The sequence below is a fragment of the Congregibacter sp. genome, from assembly GCF_965662665.1.
GTDB lineage: Bacteria > Pseudomonadota > Gammaproteobacteria > Pseudomonadales > Halieaceae > Congregibacter.
Genome location: NZ_CBFIIF010000001.1, coordinates 119,848 through 136,195 on the forward strand (window position 1 = coordinate 119,848; position 16,348 = coordinate 136,195).

The 16,348-nt window shown below is 55.4% G+C and carries 15 protein-coding genes; 10 read left to right on the forward strand and 5 right to left on the reverse strand.

Annotation, left to right across the window (positions count from 1 at the left end; translation table 11 throughout):
• Positions 1-12: 12 nt before the first annotated feature.
• Both ACTG39_RS00565 and ACTG39_RS00570 read right to left on the reverse strand, forming a co-directional pair.
• Complete coding sequence (locus tag ACTG39_RS00565; RefSeq protein WP_439105565.1) at positions 13-1,560, reverse strand: WS/DGAT/MGAT family O-acyltransferase; 1,548 nt, start codon at positions 1,558-1,560, stop codon at positions 13-15.
• A 61-nt stretch (positions 1,561-1,621) separates the two neighbouring features.
• Positions 1,622-3,919 (reverse strand): glycerol-3-phosphate 1-O-acyltransferase, encoded by a 2,298-nt coding sequence (locus ACTG39_RS00570; protein WP_439105566.1) that lies wholly within the window; start codon positions 3,917-3,919, stop codon positions 1,622-1,624.
• Between the two features lie 181 nt (positions 3,920-4,100).
• Between ACTG39_RS00570 and ACTG39_RS00575 the strand changes: the two genes are divergently transcribed.
• Entirely contained in the window at positions 4,101-4,625 is a 525-nt protein-coding gene (locus tag ACTG39_RS00575; protein ID WP_439105567.1) for a retropepsin-like aspartic protease family protein, read from the forward strand.
• A 63-nt stretch (positions 4,626-4,688) separates the two neighbouring features.
• On the opposite strand, the gene ACTG39_RS00580 is transcribed toward ACTG39_RS00575, so the two are convergent.
• A complete protein-coding gene (locus tag ACTG39_RS00580; RefSeq protein ID WP_439105568.1) occupies positions 4,689-5,009 on the reverse strand; it encodes a DUF6482 family protein in 321 nt (106 codons plus the stop codon).
• Between the two features lie 192 nt (positions 5,010-5,201).
• Between ACTG39_RS00580 and ACTG39_RS00585 the strand changes: the two genes are divergently transcribed.
• Both ACTG39_RS00585 and ACTG39_RS00590 read left to right on the forward strand, forming a co-directional pair.
• The gene (locus tag ACTG39_RS00585; RefSeq protein ID WP_439105569.1) at positions 5,202-6,215 is read left to right on the forward strand and encodes a GIY-YIG nuclease family protein; all 1,014 of its coding nucleotides are present in this window, start codon (positions 5,202-5,204) and stop codon (positions 6,213-6,215) included.
• Complete coding sequence (locus tag ACTG39_RS00590; RefSeq protein ID WP_439105570.1) at positions 6,212-7,678, forward strand: FAD-binding domain-containing protein; 1,467 nt, start codon at positions 6,212-6,214, stop codon at positions 7,676-7,678. Before ACTG39_RS00585 ends, ACTG39_RS00590 begins: the two co-directional genes overlap by 4 nt.
• Here the strand turns inward: ACTG39_RS00590 and ACTG39_RS00595 are convergent.
• Both ACTG39_RS00595 and ACTG39_RS00600 read right to left on the reverse strand, forming a co-directional pair.
• Entirely contained in the window at positions 7,671-8,684 is a 1,014-nt protein-coding gene (locus tag ACTG39_RS00595) for a DUF3667 domain-containing protein (RefSeq protein ID WP_439105571.1), read from the reverse strand. The genes ACTG39_RS00590 and ACTG39_RS00595 overlap by 8 nt on opposite strands.
• 61 nt (positions 8,685-8,745) lie before the next feature.
• Positions 8,746-9,444 (reverse strand): sugar transferase, encoded by a 699-nt coding sequence (locus ACTG39_RS00600; protein ID WP_439105572.1) that lies wholly within the window; start codon positions 9,442-9,444, stop codon positions 8,746-8,748.
• Positions 9,445-9,774: 330 nt separating this feature from the next.
• Here ACTG39_RS00600 and ACTG39_RS00605 point away from each other — a divergent pair, with 330 nt between their 5' ends.
• Genes ACTG39_RS00605 through ACTG39_RS00635 form a run of 7 tightly spaced genes read left to right on the forward strand, consistent with a single transcriptional unit; the run spans position 9,775 to position 16,303 of the window.
• The gene (locus ACTG39_RS00605) at positions 9,775-10,080 is read left to right on the forward strand and encodes a hypothetical protein (protein ID WP_439105573.1); all 306 of its coding nucleotides are present in this window, start codon (positions 9,775-9,777) and stop codon (positions 10,078-10,080) included.
• A gap of 34 nt (positions 10,081-10,114) precedes the next feature.
• Positions 10,115-11,710 carry a WecB/TagA/CpsF family glycosyltransferase gene (locus ACTG39_RS00610; RefSeq protein WP_439105574.1) on the forward strand — a complete coding sequence of 532 codons (1,596 nt, stop codon included), beginning with the start codon at positions 10,115-10,117 and terminating at the stop codon, positions 11,708-11,710.
• 17 nt (positions 11,711-11,727) lie between these two features.
• Entirely contained in the window at positions 11,728-12,234 is a 507-nt protein-coding gene (locus tag ACTG39_RS00615; RefSeq protein WP_439105575.1) for a hypothetical protein, read from the forward strand.
• Between the two features lie 56 nt (positions 12,235-12,290).
• Entirely contained in the window at positions 12,291-13,562 is a 1,272-nt protein-coding gene (locus ACTG39_RS00620; RefSeq protein WP_439105576.1) for a sigma-54-dependent transcriptional regulator, read from the forward strand.
• Positions 13,563-13,730: a helix-turn-helix domain-containing protein gene (locus tag ACTG39_RS00625; RefSeq protein WP_439105577.1), complete on the forward strand. Its 168-nt coding sequence runs from the start codon at positions 13,563-13,565 to the stop codon at positions 13,728-13,730.
• 3 nt (positions 13,731-13,733) lie between these two features.
• Positions 13,734-14,288, forward strand: a complete 555-nt coding sequence (locus ACTG39_RS00630; RefSeq protein WP_439105578.1) for a heme NO-binding domain-containing protein — start codon at positions 13,734-13,736, stop codon at positions 14,286-14,288.
• Positions 14,285-16,303: an ATP-binding protein gene (locus ACTG39_RS00635; RefSeq protein ID WP_439105579.1), complete on the forward strand. Its 2,019-nt coding sequence runs from the start codon at positions 14,285-14,287 to the stop codon at positions 16,301-16,303. Before ACTG39_RS00630 ends, ACTG39_RS00635 begins: the two co-directional genes overlap by 4 nt.
• Positions 16,304-16,348: the final 45 nt, after the last annotated feature.

Consider the following 16,348-nt stretch of genomic DNA (forward strand, 5'->3'; position numbering starts at 1 on the left):
ACCTTTTATGAGTTAGCTCGGAGTTTGGGTACTACGCGCAGACCGCGCTTTGGCTTTAGGCTTGGGCTTGGCTTTGGCTTTGGCTTTGGCTTTGGCCTTAGGCCTAGCTATAGCGAGACGCGGTTTTTTGGGCTTTACACCCTCTTCTACCAACTGGAGCAACTCAGCCACCGAACTCTCAAGGCAGTCCATAAAGAACTCGATATCCGGCAGTAGCTCCCGGGTAGAAATCACGTTAAAGCTCATTTGGCCGTCATAGCTTGGCGTTCCAATAAACAGGCCCATGCCATCTGCGAGGGGTGCCAAGCCTACGCTGCGAACCATGCGCGCACCGTTCATATACATGGGGATCTGCGGCCCCGGCACGTTGGAGATGAACAGATTACACATCCGAGCAGCCGCGCCGCTACGCAGCAGAAGTCGACTGGCCAGAACCTGTGTGGCTGCGGGCACATGCCGGGTGACATCGGTCATCAAACGGGCTGAGATACCCGACCGCGCCTCCTTACTGGCCTGAGTGGACTTGTGGATGCGCTGGAGACGCTCAAGCGGATCTTTCTCGTCGGTAAAGATCGGTGTTGTCATTGCCGAAATATTGTTGCCCGGCAGGTCCTTACCGTCATCTCCCCGTGGGCGGGCATTGATCGGTACCCAGGCGATGATCGATTCGTCAGGTAATTCGCCGTGATGCGACAGATAGCGGCGCAGCGCCCCGGCACAAATCGCTAACACAACATCGTTAATCGTAACGCCGGGTTTCAACTGACGAATGCGTTTTAGATCGTCCAGGGGCACCACCCGGGCATCAAACATTTTGTGGGGAGAAAGGTCCACATTGAAGCGCGTCGGCGGCACCGGATGCTTGTCGCCAGTATCACGCTTGGCCACGGAGTCCTGAGCCGCTTGCACCAAGCCCGGCGCGGCGCGCATGACGGTCTCGGCTATGCGCAAGGGAGAACGCAGATTGTTTTTGAAGGCCTGAGAGATTAACGCCGGCATAGCGGGAATCTCGCCGGACCCCACTTCCACTTCCTCTAGGGGCACCAGAGGTGTACCCAAATTATCGCCATCAGCCATGCTGGCAAAGAACTTCATGAGGGATGCACCGTCAACCGCGGCATGATGGATTTTTGTGGCAACCGCGTAGCAGCCTTTAGGAAGGCCCTCGACGTGGTCGAGACCCTCAACAACAAAGATCTCCCACGGCGGGCGATTCATATCCAGCGGCCGGCTGTGATAGCGCGCCATGTGAATACAAAACTGTCGCCAATCGCCCGGCTCCGGCAGCCGCCCATGCTGCATGTGGTACTCGAGATCGAAATACTCGTCTTCGACCCAGTAGGGATAGTCTATTTCCAGGGGCAGTCTTAACAGCCGACGAAAAAACACGGGGTTGTAGGCAAGGCGTTCACGCACATGGGCAATGATGTCGGTAAAGCGCACCGTCTCGCCGCCCGGCACTGTAGAAGGGTCGTAGATCGCCACGCTGGTAACGTGGGTGAGGTTATGCTCTGTCTCGGCGTAAAGAAACTGAGCATCCTGAGGGCTAAGCTGGTGCATAAATCCGTGCCTAAGCTAAGTAGTTGAAGGACGCATTATCAAACAAGCGCTCGGATCCACCTTAGGGAAGCGCCGCTGCACGTACACGCTCGATACGTCTCTGTAACTCGCGAAAAGTCTGCGCCAATTGCAGACGACGCTCAGCAAGATCATCACGGTCACCATCCACCAGTTCGAGATTGTCCATGAGTCGATACCCATTGCTGAACAGCAGTTTGCCGATGGACGCCTCAGAGCTAATACGCCGCTGAAGATAAGCCTGTCGCCCATAGGCCAAGGACTTCTGCACGCAGTCCTTCTCGCTCAGAGGGTCTCCCGGTGCGTGCCGGGCCATTACATCCGCGACGACGCGATAGGCCTCTACAAAAGGTAGCAGCACAGCATGTGCCATACGCGGCTGGAGACGGGAAAAAATCGCCAACGGTGCTCCAGCCTCGTCCAAAGCCGCCTCCCAGGCAGGCTGGTAGCGCGATAGTTCGTTGTTCACATCGCGGCGAAACTCTTCTTTGGGGGCGTAGAAAAACTCGAACTTAAAGTAGTCCCGCAAGCGCTCTGCCTCTTCCCAAAAAGCGTCGCTACCGGTTTGCTCGAGCTGAGCCATGTTCACCAGGGCCAGCTCAACAATGGACTTGTTAAGAAAATAATGGATCACCATGTTGCGGTAGTAACTCGCCACGCCGTGTTGCTCTGCGGCGATGGTGTACACCTGCTCCGGACCGTCGTCGTAGCGCGTTAACAATCCGCTACCTATCATTTTGTCAGTAAGATCCGAGACCTCCGTGGGATCCTGTTGATCCAGATCCCGGGTCAGGCCGATATGTCTTTTACGCGCCCAATCCGTGAGAGCAACCACCTCAGAACTCAGTTCATCGGCGGTGAGTGCGCGGGGTGCGGATCCGAGCAACACCATACTGATAAGCGAGGGCAAGGTAATGGGCGATACCTTGTTGACCGCCACACCCACCGCGAAGGCTACCTGCTGCAACTCTCTGGGATCATCTGGCGACGGCGCTTTGGGCAGCACCACAGGCTCTCCAAAGTCGAAATAGATTTTACCCATGGGCTGACGAAGACCGCGCAGATAGCCGATAAACCAGCTGAGGCTCTCGGGTCTTTTGGTCGCTCCGGACTCCATCGCGGCGTAGTCCTTAACGTCGCCAATCATGTCGTAGCTGATAGAAATTGGAATGATGTGTAGATTCTCGGCGCCCGTGGCATGGGCGGAATCCATGACGTACTTGAGCAGGCCATAGCGTGGAGGCATGAGCTTGCCCACGCGCGAACGGGTGCCCTCAAAAGCCCAGGACAAAGGAAAACGCTTTTCCATCAGATAACCGATGTACTGGCGTAAGACCGCTTTGTAGAGAAGGTCGTCCTGAAAGCTTCGGCGTATAAAGATCGCGCCGGCCCGCTTGGCAATAAAGCCCAGACCCGCAAAGGCCATGTTTACGCCGCCAAGGATGTGCGGTGCCGGAAAATCGTTGTCCGCGCACATGGCATTCACGGCGAAACCGTCAACGTGGGTCTTGTGCGTCCACAACAGCGCCGTGGGATATTCTCGAGACCATTGCCTCACCCGCGCCAAACCTTCTTTGTTGATGACTACATCAGCGTCATAGCCAAGACGCATGACCCAGTGATTGAGTTGCGCCATGACGTCGAGCCAAAACGGCTGTGGCCGCGCTATGAGCTCGCGCATAATCTCCTCGGACTCATGGAAGAGATCATCCATACTCCGGCCAGTTTTTGCCGACACTTCGTCGAGTGCCGCACGAAACTTGGCACTGGCCAGGAGGTTGCTGGCAACCCGGCGAGGGACTTTGTAGCGACTGCCCTGCAAGCGACGCTCGGCGACATCCAAAGCCAGCCCGGCCTGTCCCGCGACAAAGGAAGCGAGAGCATCGTTATCGACTTCGACGCCCTGAAGCTTCTGTAAACGGTCGCGCAACTGATCAATGGTTGCCGGCTCACCGGCAATGCAGACAACACGCTCCGGATGCTGGCGCATAATGCGACGGGCCCGAAAGGGACCTGGACGCCTGGGACTGCCAAAGAGTAAATCCCGGGGACGGGGTCGTGTACTTTTTTCCTGAAGGGATGTGCGCCACACCACGCGCAAAGGCAACACCATCGTATCCCCCGGCAGATCCAACAGGGGTCGCAAAGGAGTCGTCACAGGGTTCTCGCGGTCGAGTACCAGCGGCAATACGCACTCATGCACGTCGGCAGTGATAGCGTGCTCGCTAATCGATGTCTGCAAAAACTCTTCGAGCTGGTTTTGCTCGATGCTGTGTGCCGCATCCAGTACCGCGATAACGCGCTCACTGGTCTTAAGATTCTGCCAGGGCTGGCTTGTCATAGAGGGGCCCTTTTTGCCGCGCATCGCGCGGTAGTTTTTTATTATGTAGTTTGGCGAAAGTTCATGACCGATCATACCAGTCACAACGCGTTGAGGGAGTGGCAACTAAGCGCGAATAAACTGGTCTATGTTTCATAGGAAACGTAACAAGTTAAACACAGTTAAGAGGCTTTAGTGATCTGTGGATGATCCACAACAGGAACGCCGGCGCATGGGCCGCACCATGCAGGTCTTTGCGTGGCTCGCAGTGATGGCCCTGCTCATGCTGTATTTCGGTGATGTGCTGGATCGACAGCGCAACCCGAATCGCAGTGTGGATACCGCAGTCACGGCTGAGGGCGTGCGAGAGGTAGAACTGCGACGCAATCGCATGGGGCACTACCTTAGCGCGGGTACCATCAATGGCGCAGAGGTTGTGTTTCTTTTAGACACGGGTGCCACCGGGGTGGCGATACCAGCGGCACTTGCCGAGCGACTGTCACTCCCCAAAGGCAGGGCAATCATGACTAACACCGCCAATGGTAGTACGCGCAGCTATCTCACGCGTTTACAGGAGGTAGGTGTGGGCGACATTCGCCTGAACAATGTTGAGGCCTCTATCACCCCGGGGCTTCAGATGAACGAGGTTTTGCTGGGCATGAGTTTTCTCAAGCACATTGAATTCACCCAGCGCGGCAACACCCTGACGCTTCGTCAGTATCCCTAGCTTCGCCGCTCAAAGGAATGCAGCCTGGGGCCCTCCTGCTACCAGCTCCTTGTTTACCGGTGTTCAGTGCTCCCAGGCGGGGAGCGCCTCAAAACCCGGCCCCAAAGGAATTTCCATACCGTTATCTGTGGGTGCAAAAGACTGCCCTACCATCTCATCGTAGGCACTACGCTGAACAAGCACCATCTCTGCGGCGCGCAATTTGGACAGGGCGGATTTCATATCCAGTAAATTGCGAGTTTTGAGCGGTTTACCATCGTCCGCGGCGATCAACAGACGTCCTTCCGGGACATCTGCATAGGCGATGTAAAGACTTAGATCCACGGACTCAACAACGATGCGATCGATCGTCCGAGTCTTGAGGTCACTGAGCATCACTTTCATGACTTTTAGGAAGCACCTGTCGCCCAAAACGACAGTCTGCCGTGTTTCTGCCTAAAGATCGTCGTAAAAGCGTCAAAATCTGACACCGAATCTGCGACCATGCTGACAAAAGTTGGACGCGAGGAGTTCGCCGTACACACCGGCGAAAGATTTCCTTCAAGATCGTATCCGGAGAGTAAATACGCGAACACTATGTTGCTTAATCGCCAAAACACACGCTACAGCTGCGAGGGAGACTTCCTTGAGTCAGCGCCTCGCTGCCCGGGCGTGTACCGTTTTTTCAGTGCGGACGATGCGTTGCTGTATGTGGGCAAGAGTATCGACATCGGGACACGCCTGAACAGCCACTTTGCCGATGCCCGGGAGCCAGGACGTCAGCAACGCATGATGGCAGCCGTAGATCGCGTTGATTGTCAGCTGACCGCCGGTGAAGTCGGCGCATTACTTATGGAAAATGCCGCGATAAAAGCAGAAGCTCCCCTGTACAACCGGAGGCAGCGGCGCAGCCGCAAGCTTTGGACGCAGCGCCTTCAGGAAGACGTAGAGGGCTTTATGCAGGTGGTTCCCAGTGACTTTTGCCCTGCAGGAGAGCGTATTGAATCCGTGTTCGGCCTGTTTAGATCCCGTAGGCACATCGATGAGTCCCTGCGAAGCCTTGCCCGGGAACACGGTCTTTGTCTGCGGATGCTCGGCGCGGAGCGCGGCAAAGGTCCCTGCTTTCAACAACAAATTGGCCGCTGTGCGGGCGCCTGCGCCGGACAAGAAAGCGCCGCTGATCACAATGCCCGCCTCCTGGCCGCCTTGGAGAAACAGCGTATCGCAGCCTGGCCGTTTCCCGGCCCCGTTCTCATTGTTGAAGAGCGGGATAAAGGCAGCAAATACGATGGGACAAACGCTCCACTACAGCCCAAACGACAGTTCCACCTGCTCAACCACTGGTCCTACCTCGGCACCTACACACGTCGAGATCGCGCTCGCCAGGCCGCCAAACGAGAGAGCGAACTTATCTTTGATCGTGATACCTATCGAATTGCGGTCAGAGCATTGCGCTTGAACCCCGGCCAGCTTCTGGACGGAGCCAGTGGCGAATTTATCGACAACCCATTTGCAGTGGCCTCTCTTCGACCTGCACCTGCCGTCTCTCCCTCCCGTGAAGCAGCATCAAGCGACGCGCCGAATACTCCCCTGGAAACACGGCAGGCGTGAACGCGCTCGTCTGGTTAAAGCGTGATTTGCGCTTACAGGACCACGAACCGCTGGAAGCGGCTCTGGCGACCGGTCTACCCGTAGTACTGCTTTATTGTTTTGAACCAGAGCTTTTGACGGACCCTCATTACGATGATCGGCACTGGCGATTCGTCTGGGAGTCTCTTAGCGATTTGCGCCAGACGCTCGACCCCCGGTCTCGGGCACTACAGATTTGCCAGGGAGAGCCTCGGGATATCTTTCGGGCTCTTGCCGCGGCAAAGCAGATACACAGCGTGTACTCCCACGAAGAAACGGGCCTGGCAAAGACCTTTGCTCGGGATCGCGATGTCGCAAAAACACTCAAAACTCACGCTATTCCCTGGCAGGAGTTTTCGAGTAACGGCGTACAGAGAGGCCGCAAAAATCGCCGGGGCTGGAACCAGAACTGGACCCGGCACATGTCCAAAGCCCGAAGCGTCACCGACCCCCGCAAGATTCAAGGCAGCAGAGAGTGTGAGCAGGTGCTCAGGGCATTTCATCTACAAGACCCACCGAAGCATTGGCAGGCTCCCAGCAGTAGCTTTCAGTCCGGCGGCGAACGCGAGGCCCAAAAAACCCTCAGGGACTTTTTGCAGCGGCGCTCCCCCGGCTACGCCCGAAACATTTCTAAACCGCGGGCAAGTCGCCAGAGTTGTTCTCGACTATCCCCTTACCTGGCCTGGGGAAATCTGAGTATTCGGCAGGTCTTTCAGGCTCTTAAGGAAACGCAGGAAGCACAGGGCCCGAGCCGGGCTCTTCAGGCTTTTGAGTCCCGGCTGCATTGGCACTGTCATTTCATTCAAAAGTTCGAAATGGAATGTCGTATGGAACACGAGGACATCAATCGCGGCTACCTCACGCACCCGCGGTCGCGAAACGATAAGTTCCTGAAGGCCTGGACCGAAGGTCGGACGGGTTATCCACTCGTAGACGCGAGCATGCGCTGTCTCGCCGCCACGGGGTACATCAATTTTCGTTCCCGAGCGATGCTGGTCAGCTTTTTAACCCATCATCTTTGGCAGGACTGGCGTACGGGCGCAGCACATCTCGCCTCGTTATTTTTGGACTTTGAGCCCGGGATTCACTTTGCACAGTTGCAAATGCAGGCGGGCGTCACCGGTATCAATACCATCCGTATCTACAACCCGGTTAAGCAGTCCGAGGAGCACGATCCCGAGGGTGACTTCATTCGCCAGTGGGTACCGGAGCTTGCTGAGGTGCCCGCTCCGATGATTCATCGCCCCTGGGAGCTAAGTCCGATGGAACAACTCATCTACGGACTGGACAGCAGACCTTACTGCCCCCCGGTTGTGGATGTGAGCGAAACCTATCGCAGCGCCCGGGACAGGCTGTGGGCATTAAAGGACGACGCCTTGGTCAAACGGGAGCGAGAACGAATCCTGGCGCGGCACATCGAAAAGCGTTACTCCCCGGCTACATAGCCGCCAGCACGGCAACAGCCGCCACCGCCATTCCGATCAATAGTGCGATACCGTAGCTGAACATCAGAAATAGCGACTTTCCAATCGCGCCTGGCCAGCCACTGGCATAAGTGCCGCGCAGGGCAAGCAGCAGGTAGATGATGAGCACTATAGAAAACAAGCCGTCGATACGCAGACTAACCAGCTCAAGGAGCACCGTTAACAAATATAGAAGGTAAACAAAGGTGTGGTAGTGCAGCGCAAAAACCAGGTGCTGCAAGTAGTGGAATGGAGAGAGTGCGTAAACCAGCTTCAGAAGCAGTGCGAATACCGGCAGCATGACAAACATCACCTGCGGAAGGTACTCGAAGAGCTGGCCAATATAGTCACTGGGGTCGTCGCTGACCTGAGAAGCGTTAGTCTCAATGCGCTTTTCCAGCTCCGTCACCCACTCGGGACCGCCATCTAACAGGTTTACCGTAAACTTCCGGGAAGCCTCCTCAGAATCCAGGGCGGCGTCGATCTCCTCTAAAACCTGCACAACCTCTTCGTTGCCCGCGGCCCGCTCTTCGGCAATTTTCTTTGCTATCGCACTATCGACTCTGTCTGGCGCTGCGTCCGACAGGACCTCTTCAAGCTCTTCGTCATTCGAGTCAACATCCAGGCCAAAGGACACAGTCGGGCCCACAGAGTCCTCTCCTGAACCGCCGGAACCCACGACATAGCTCGCCATCAGGGAAAGGGTGAGGAACAGCAAAAAGGAGACCACGATATACAGCCGGAAAGGTGGCATGTATCGAGCGCGGCGGCCCGCGTTGAACTCTGCCGTCAAAAACCCCGGACGAAACAGTAGCGAAGAGAGCGTTCGCCAGACCCGCGAATCCCAGGTAAACACGTCACCCATAATGTCGGTGACGGCTTCCCCAAAGTGCAGGTCACCCCGACCCTCTCGTTGACCGCAGTTTGTGCAGAATTGCCCGTCGAGGGGGGTATCGCAATTGCGGCAGTTGGCGGCGGGTGCCTCCACGCGGGATGGCTCCTAAGCAGTTTCTCAGGGCGTCAGTCTAGCAGTGGCTGTAGCTCCTGACTCAATAAGCACCACGCGCAAACAAAACGGCAGGCACGGTCGCAAACAACAAACGAATGTCCATCCACAATGAGCGCTCGTGGATGTAACGAATGTCCAGCTGAACCTGCTCGTCAAAAGGAATGTCACTGCGACCACTCACCTGCCAGATGCAAGTGATGCAGGGCTTTACAGAGAGACGCAGGCGGTCCATGGCTGTGTACTGAGCAACCTCTGCAGGGACAGGAGGTCGCGGACCCACCAGGGACATTTCACCGATCCATACATTCCACAGCTGGGGTAACTCATAAATAGACGCCTTGCGGATGAATCGACCGACACGAGTAATGCGGGGATCGCGCTTCATCTTAAAAGTCATCCCACCATCCATCTCATTTTGCGCTGCCAGCTCTGCTTTGCGTGCTTCGGCATCCGTATACATGGAACGAAACTTCCAGCACTTAAAAGGACGGCCGCGACGGCCGATACGCGTCTGAGAGAACAGCACCGGGCCGGAAGACTCAGATTTCACCGCAAACGCGGTAATAAGAAGTAGAGGAAGGAGTGCAAGGAGTGCAACGGAGCTGACAAAGAGGTCAATGCTTCGTTTCACGAACGGATACAAACCATCGTGGGCATCTCGCAACCAACCGGTGTAGCTGGTCGCAAGAAGTTGAGTGCCCGCGGTGATGGCTTCGCCAGGCTCAATAAGCACAGACATTGTTAGTTCTCCAAAACGACTTCACATGATCAATGCCTGTAATGGAGCAACCCGCGCACCATACATGAAATACTTAGTATCTTATTGTTTTATATGGTTGTTATGTACACACTTTTTACGGCGTTATTGAGTCGGTCAGTCACCTTGCAGATAAAGTCGCATTTTGCAATGCGATAGAGGAATGTATTGGCGGTGCTTGCTCGCAGACACACCGGTCAACACCCAATCGAGAGATAAACTATTGTTTTAGTTACACATTTTTAAAAGATGGCGAAACTGGCACGCCAACTTCTCGTTGTACGGCACTGACTGTTAAAGCAACCTCTAAGCATGGAAACACAGCTGCCCAAGCAAGAAGAGCTCAGCATGATTACCTGCTCTTACGCGCCAGACTTTAATCGCTGTGAACGCCTGTGCCTGTCCGTAGACCGCTGGGTTAGCGATGAAATCATCCATTGGCTCGTGGTCCCCAAGCGAGATTTAGCGCTCTTCAAAGCCCTTTCAAATAATCGACGGAATGTCGTCGCCGTCGAAGACGTCGTTCCCGGCCGCTACCCGCCAGTAACAAATGGTGGCTGGACAATTGCAACTCTGGAGCAGCTTCCAAAGTGCCCGCGCGTTACATCTTCAAAGTAACTCCACGAATTCAGATATTTCCTGAGGTATGACCATGGGCTCTCTCACTTACAAACCCGGATGCGACTGCTTCAACTCTCTGGGTATTCCCGTCGACAACCTCACACTCGAAAGCGCGGTGGAGAAAATTATCGCCATGGCATCCGCAAAAGACGGACGCGCTCGCCTGGTATCGACGCTGAACGCAGACTTCCTCGTCAACTGTTTAGGTACGGCGCTCTCCCGTCCGCGACACCCGGAGCTTCTGGAAGTGTTGCGCAGCTCAGACCTGGTTACCGCTGACGGATTCCCTATCGTTTGGTTGAGCCGCCTTCTGGGCAGACCCATCAGCGAGCGCGTGTGCGGCTCGGATCTCGTACCCGCAATTGCTGAGAGAGCCGCTCAGGAGGGTCTTTCGATTTTCCTTCTTGGGGGCGCCGCTGGTGTGGCCGCAGAAGCCGGAAAAGTCCTGGAGGCCTGTTACGGGGGTTTAAAGATTGCTGGCACCGCAGCCCCTTTTGTAAAAACTACGGGTCGTGATTTAGCCTCATCGGCGGAAGACGACCGCGCTCTCCTGGAAGAGATTCATGCCTCCAAAGCAGACATCCTCCTGGTGGGCCTCGGTAACCCCAAACAGGAACTCTGGTTCAACCGTAATCGCAAGCAGCTGAATACTCCGGTATCAATCGGTGTGGGCGGCACTTTCGAGTTCGTGATCGGTTCCGTTCGCCGGGCTCCTGCTGCATGGCAGGCCATGAACCTCGAGTGGGTGTACCGAATTCTTCAGGATCCCGGTCGCCTTTGGAAGCGCTACAGTAAAGGCCTGTTCAAGCTCAGCGCTCTCGCTGCGCCCGTGATTCTTCAGCGCGCGAAGGAAACTTTCCAGTTTGGAAAAGCCACGCTTCCTGGTCCGGGGCCTCTCCCCTGGCAGCGGCTGTGGTCTTCTCGCGATCAGTCTATCGCCCTTCTTCCTCTGCCGCGTCGTGTCGGCGATGAGTACCTTCAACGCGTCGTCGAAGATCTCGCAAAGGAAGCAGACTTTGGAGAGTTACGCATCCTCGACTTCTCTGAGGTAAAACGTATCGAGCTCAGCGCCCAACAAGAATTGTTCAATCTGGCGAGTCTGCTCCACAGTCAACGAGATCAGATTCAGCTTATGGGCATGTCCACGCAGGTGCGCCGACAACTCACCGCCGCCCGACTTATGGATCTTTTAGAGAACGATAACGGCGGCACCATCGATAGCCTCGCTGGCCGATCCGATGGCCCTGCGTCCTTTAGCTGCCAGTCCTACGCGTTAAAAGACGCAACACTATCGATGTTGTCGGGTCGCGTGAATCGTGAGTCGCTCAGCGAAATAGGCTTTGTGGAATGCCTGTTGCACGGTGCTCGAGATCGGCACTGCATCATTGATTTCCGCAATGTAGACCTTCTGGAAAGCTCGGGCATTGCAGAACTTATGCCGCTGTTCACCCACTCAGGGCAAGCTGGCTCGGCGGTGTACCTCAGCGGAGCTGGCCACAACATCAAGCAAATGCTGCGCATGGCGGAGATAGATAGCACCGCAGAGATCATCAGCGATCGACAGCTCCTCGAGCGCATCAGTAAGGAAAGCCTCGAGGGTTCCGGCGAGAACCATCGCGGTGGCTAAACTGAGCGGCGTCTACGTTGTCTTGCTCAACTGGAATGGCTGGCGGGAGTATTCGCGCAAAGGCGTTTCTCAAGGCAATAGAGCACATTGCTATGCACCCTATTTTGGGTGCCGGGGAGGACAGCGCCTACGGCCTTTCCTATCAAGATATTGTTGCCAAGTCCTTCTTCCCCTCTGACCTAGGGCTCATCGGCGTGACCTACAAGTACGGCATCGTCGGCGTGATTTCGTACCTCACCATGCACGGAAAAATCTGGTTAAGGCTTTGGGCTGCGAATATGGATTGCCGGGACGCCGACGGACGCATTAACCCTTTGCTATGGGGTATGTTGATTTTTATGACAGCGCAAACCTTCAATCTGGCGCTCAATCCCGGACTTGCCTACGCTCAGGGGATCACTCTGGGTAGTCTCGCGCTCTCCCTGGCCAGTTTGCACCGGGTGCGTTGCGCCAACGTGATCAAGCACAAATCCCCCGCCAACACCCTTGCACCGACGCCCAATCTGTCCATACTGGGCACCTAAATGATAATGGCGTTCATGATGACTCACAGAGACGCGTGCTTTGTCGGACAAGTGATATGACAGATGCCCTCAAGCTATTGATGGTTGAGGACAGTCCTTCTTTGGCTGCGATTTACAACGCGTATCTGTCTGCAGAAAACTATCAGATCATCACCGTGGATTCTCTGGGGCGTGCGCACGCTACGCTCGATGCATTCGTGCCGGACTTGATACTCCTGGACATCGAGTTACCTGACGGCAATGGCATTGATTTCCTTAATCACGCAATGACTCTGGATAACCCGCCAAAGGTGGTCGTTATGACCGCCCATGGCACTTCGGATATGGCGGTCAACGCAATCCAGATGGGTTCTTCCGACTTCCTGACCAAACCCTTTGACGCGGCGCGACTCAAAGTCACCATGGGCAATGCTGCGGCGCAGCTGGACCTCGGCAAGCAGATAGAGGAGCTCTCGAGTAAGCAGCGCAAAACCTACGCGGGCTTTATCGGCTCATCCAATGCCATGCAGACGGTCTATCAGACAATAGACTCTCTCGCTCCGTCTGACGCCACGGGGTTTATCGTCGGTGAGAGCGGTACGGGTAAAGAACTCGCCGCCGAGGCGATTCATGCCCATAGCAAGCGTGCGGTCAAGGAGTTTGTCGCCATTAACTGCGGCGCAATCCCCGGGGAACTGATGGAAAGCGAGCTATTTGGCCATGTTAAAGGCGCCTTCACCGGCGCCAGCGCTGCCCGTGAAGGCGCAGCTAGCGTTGCCAATGGCGGTACTCTGTTTCTCGACGAGATCTGTGAAATGGATCTTGATCTGCAAAAGAAACTTTTGCGATTCATTCAGACCGGCACCTTCAGAAAGGTTGGCAGCAACACTCTGGAGACCGTAGACGTGCGGTTTGTCTGTGCAACCAACCGGGATCCTTTGGTTGAAGTCCGCGAAGGACGTTTCCGTGAGGATCTTTTCTATCGACTGCACGTGGTACCTCTCCGACTACCCCCACTGCGAGAGCGGGACCGTGACATACTTATGATTGCCCGCCACTTTCTCGACTTGTATGCGACGCAGGCCGGAAAAGACTTTACGGGTTTTTCTTCGGCGGCAGAGGAACAACTGCTGCGCTATGTGTGGCCCGGTAACGTACGACAACTACAAAACGTGGCACAGCAAGCCGTGGTGCTTAACCAGGGAGAGCAGATTGAGATCGATATGCTCGCGCTGAATGTCCACCACGGTTTGATAGAGCGTGTCGAAAAAGAAAACAACACCGCTCCGGCAGCGGCAAGCTCCGAGCAGGATGGGCTGGCAATACGCCGTGCCATTGAGCCTCTCTGAATGGTTGAAAAACGGGCCATCGAGGCTGCGGTAAGCGCCTGTGAAGGCAACATTAATCGCGCTGCGGGACTTCTCGAGGTGGCGCCGTCAACCCTGTATCGCAAGCGTCAGGCCTGGATTGACGATAGCGGTGACCAGCAAATTGGCAATAACGAAAAAGAGGGATAAAACGTGTACGGTTTAATTAATAGCACTCTTCAGGACATGGTGATTAAACACTTTGGTGAAGAGCAGTGGAAGGAAGTGCACAAGTGCTCCGGCGTGGCTGAAGATTCATTTCTCACTATGCGCCGCTACGACGACGAGAGCACTTACAAGCTTGCCGGGGCAGCTTCAGAGGTTCTGGAAGCGCCCATAGACACCTGTATGGAGATGTTCGGCAAACATTGGGTGGACGAGATAGCGACCAAGAATTTCGCACCGCTCATGGATGCAACGGGAAACGACACTGTGGGCTTCCTGCACAATCTGAACAACCTCCATGATCGCATCGCGAGTACCTTTTTGGACTATGTCCCTCCGCAGTTTCGCGTTGAGGATATCGATAAGGATGCGGGGAAGTACTTTGTCCACTACTACTCCGAGCGCAAGGGTCTTACGTCTTTCGTCACCGGGCTTCTAGGCGGGCTGGCAGACCACTTTGGGGACACCCTGGAAATTTTTGCCGTATCCATCGATGACGATGGCGAGGGTACGCATAGCGTATTTGAACTCAGCATCCAGTGACTACTGAACCAAGACTCGCGTGGACACAGCTTGAAAAACTGTTCACGGTCATTCTCTGCATCAATGATGATGGAGAGATCGTTTACAGCAGTGAAACTCCCAGACGCCACTTACCCGCTCTGACGAACGGGCGGTCTTTTTTCGACATTTTTAAACTTTTACGTCCTACCGCCGCGCGGAGTGTTCCCGAGGTGCGCGAGCATGTGACGTCGCTGTTCCTGGTAAAGAGCCTTGATGAGCGTTTTGCCATGCGCGGACAAATGGTCGAAACCACCTGGAATGGCAAGCCCGTGCTGTGTTTTTGTGGCGCCCCCTGGGTCTTTTGGATGAACTCCCATTGTCCGGACATAAAGCTCGGCATGGATGACTTCTCACCGCAGGACTCTCAGCTTGACCAGCTCTTTTTGATGACCACGGAGCAGCGCATGGTCAGCGACCTCGAGAAATTGAACGGCGAACTTCAGGAAGCCAAGCTTGATGCCGAGGTGGCACAAGCAACCAAGAGCGCGATGTTCGCGCGCATGAGTCATGAAATGCGCACACCCCTCAACGGCGTTGTGAGCGCCTTGTCTCTTATGGGAGACGAGGAAGTAGGGCCAAAGGCCCAGGAGTTGCTCGCCCTGGCTGAAAGTTCATCGCGCAACCTGCTCCACGTCATCAACTACGTGTTGGATATTTCCAAGATAGAGGATGGTGACGAAGTTTTCGAAAGCACTATCTTTGAACTGCCACTGCTGCTGCGCGGGGTGACGGACATTGTTCGCGCGCGGGCAGTAGAAAAAAATCTGGATCTCTCCTGGTATATCAGCCCTCTCCTAAGCAGCTACTACCTGGGCGACAAGGCCAAACTGCGCCAGTGTCTCCTCAACCTGATTACCAACGCTATCAAGTTTACTCACTCCGGGAGCGTTACCGTCCGCGCGCTGCCCTCTACAAGTTCCGGGGAGGAATTTGTCCGCTTTGAAGTGGAAGATACGGGCAGAGGTATCAGTAAAGAGAACCAACAACTGATCTTTGAACCCTTTTGGACAGGCAGTTCTGCTACGCCGGATCACGAAGCTGGTACGGGTCTCGGCCTGGATCTAGTACGGCGTTATGTCGAGGTCATGGACGGGAGTCTGGGAGTCACCTCTCAGCCAGGCAGAGGCTCGCTTTTCTGGCTGGATGTACCTCTTGAGGTCGGGCTGGAGGAGAGTCTTGGGCAAAGCGCCGGCGCTCCACTGGCTGCGGACGTTCCAACGCGCTTTCAGGGCACCGTGTTACTGGTAGATGACAACTCAACAAATATGTTGCTTGGGCGACTCATTCTTGAATCTCTGGGAGTGACTGTCGAGGAAGCCAAAGATGGTTCAGTGGCCGTAAAAAGAGCACTCAGCGAAACCTTCGATCTGGTTCTCATGGATCTGAACATGCCTGTGATGGACGGTGTCGCGGCCACCACAAATATTCGCAGAGAACGGGACGGGACAGAGCTGCCCATCGTGGCCCTCACCGCTTACGCCAGCAGTGAAGAAAGAGATCGCTGCCTGAGGTTAGGCATGAACGACTATTTGACAAAGCCTATCGTCAGGGATCGTCTGGCGGAACAGCTGAATCGCTGGTTACCGGCCGATGTAACTAGTGAGCCTCAAGCAAAGCGTGACATCACCCAGGAGAAAGCCCCTGAGCCCGACCTACCACCCGAGCTGGCAACAGACGTATTGGATGATCTCCGTGCCCAGATAGGTGACGCCAGCCTCGCCACGGTATTGGACCAGTTTGAAAGCGAAGTACAGAGTCGCTGGACAAGTTACGCTCAAGCCACCGCCGAGGGAGAGCTGGAAGCCATGATCCGGGAGGTTCATACCCTGGCCAGCACCTGCCGCAGCCTCGGATTAAGCCGTGCGGGCGAGCATTTTGCGGCGCTTGAAGAGCAGATGCGCGAATCTCAATCAGCTCCAGCGGGCGATTTGTCGGCATCAGAGCAATTGCTCCAAAGCGGTCTTGGGGCCCTCGCCGAATTTCGCAAAGTCTAATTCACGCTAAACGACTGACTCTGCTACGCTCAAATCAAACGTTGC

Excerpts from the sequence above, each read along its gene's own strand:
- ACTG39_RS00565 (WP_439105565.1), bottom strand. The coding sequence starts at position 1,560 with ATGCACCAGCTTAGCCCTCAGGATGCTCAGTTTCTTTACGCCGAGACA.
- ACTG39_RS00605 (WP_439105573.1), top strand. The coding sequence starts at position 9,775 with ATGGAAACACAGCTGCCCAAGCAAGAAGAGCTCAGCATGATTACCTGC.
- ACTG39_RS00610 (WP_439105574.1), top strand. The coding sequence starts at position 10,115 with ATGGGCTCTCTCACTTACAAACCCGGATGCGACTGCTTCAACTCTCTG.
- ACTG39_RS00625 (WP_439105577.1), top strand. The coding sequence starts at position 13,563 with ATGGTTGAAAAACGGGCCATCGAGGCTGCGGTAAGCGCCTGTGAAGGC.
- ACTG39_RS00570 (WP_439105566.1), bottom strand. The coding sequence starts at position 3,919 with ATGACAAGCCAGCCCTGGCAGAATCTTAAGACCAGTGAGCGCGTTATC.
- ACTG39_RS00585 (WP_439105569.1), top strand. The coding sequence starts at position 5,202 with ATGTTGCTTAATCGCCAAAACACACGCTACAGCTGCGAGGGAGACTTC.
- ACTG39_RS00620 (WP_439105576.1), top strand. The coding sequence starts at position 12,291 with ATGACAGATGCCCTCAAGCTATTGATGGTTGAGGACAGTCCTTCTTTG.
- ACTG39_RS00600 (WP_439105572.1), bottom strand. The coding sequence starts at position 9,444 with ATGTCTGTGCTTATTGAGCCTGGCGAAGCCATCACCGCGGGCACTCAA.
- ACTG39_RS00580 (WP_439105568.1), bottom strand. The coding sequence starts at position 5,009 with ATGAAAGTGATGCTCAGTGACCTCAAGACTCGGACGATCGATCGCATC.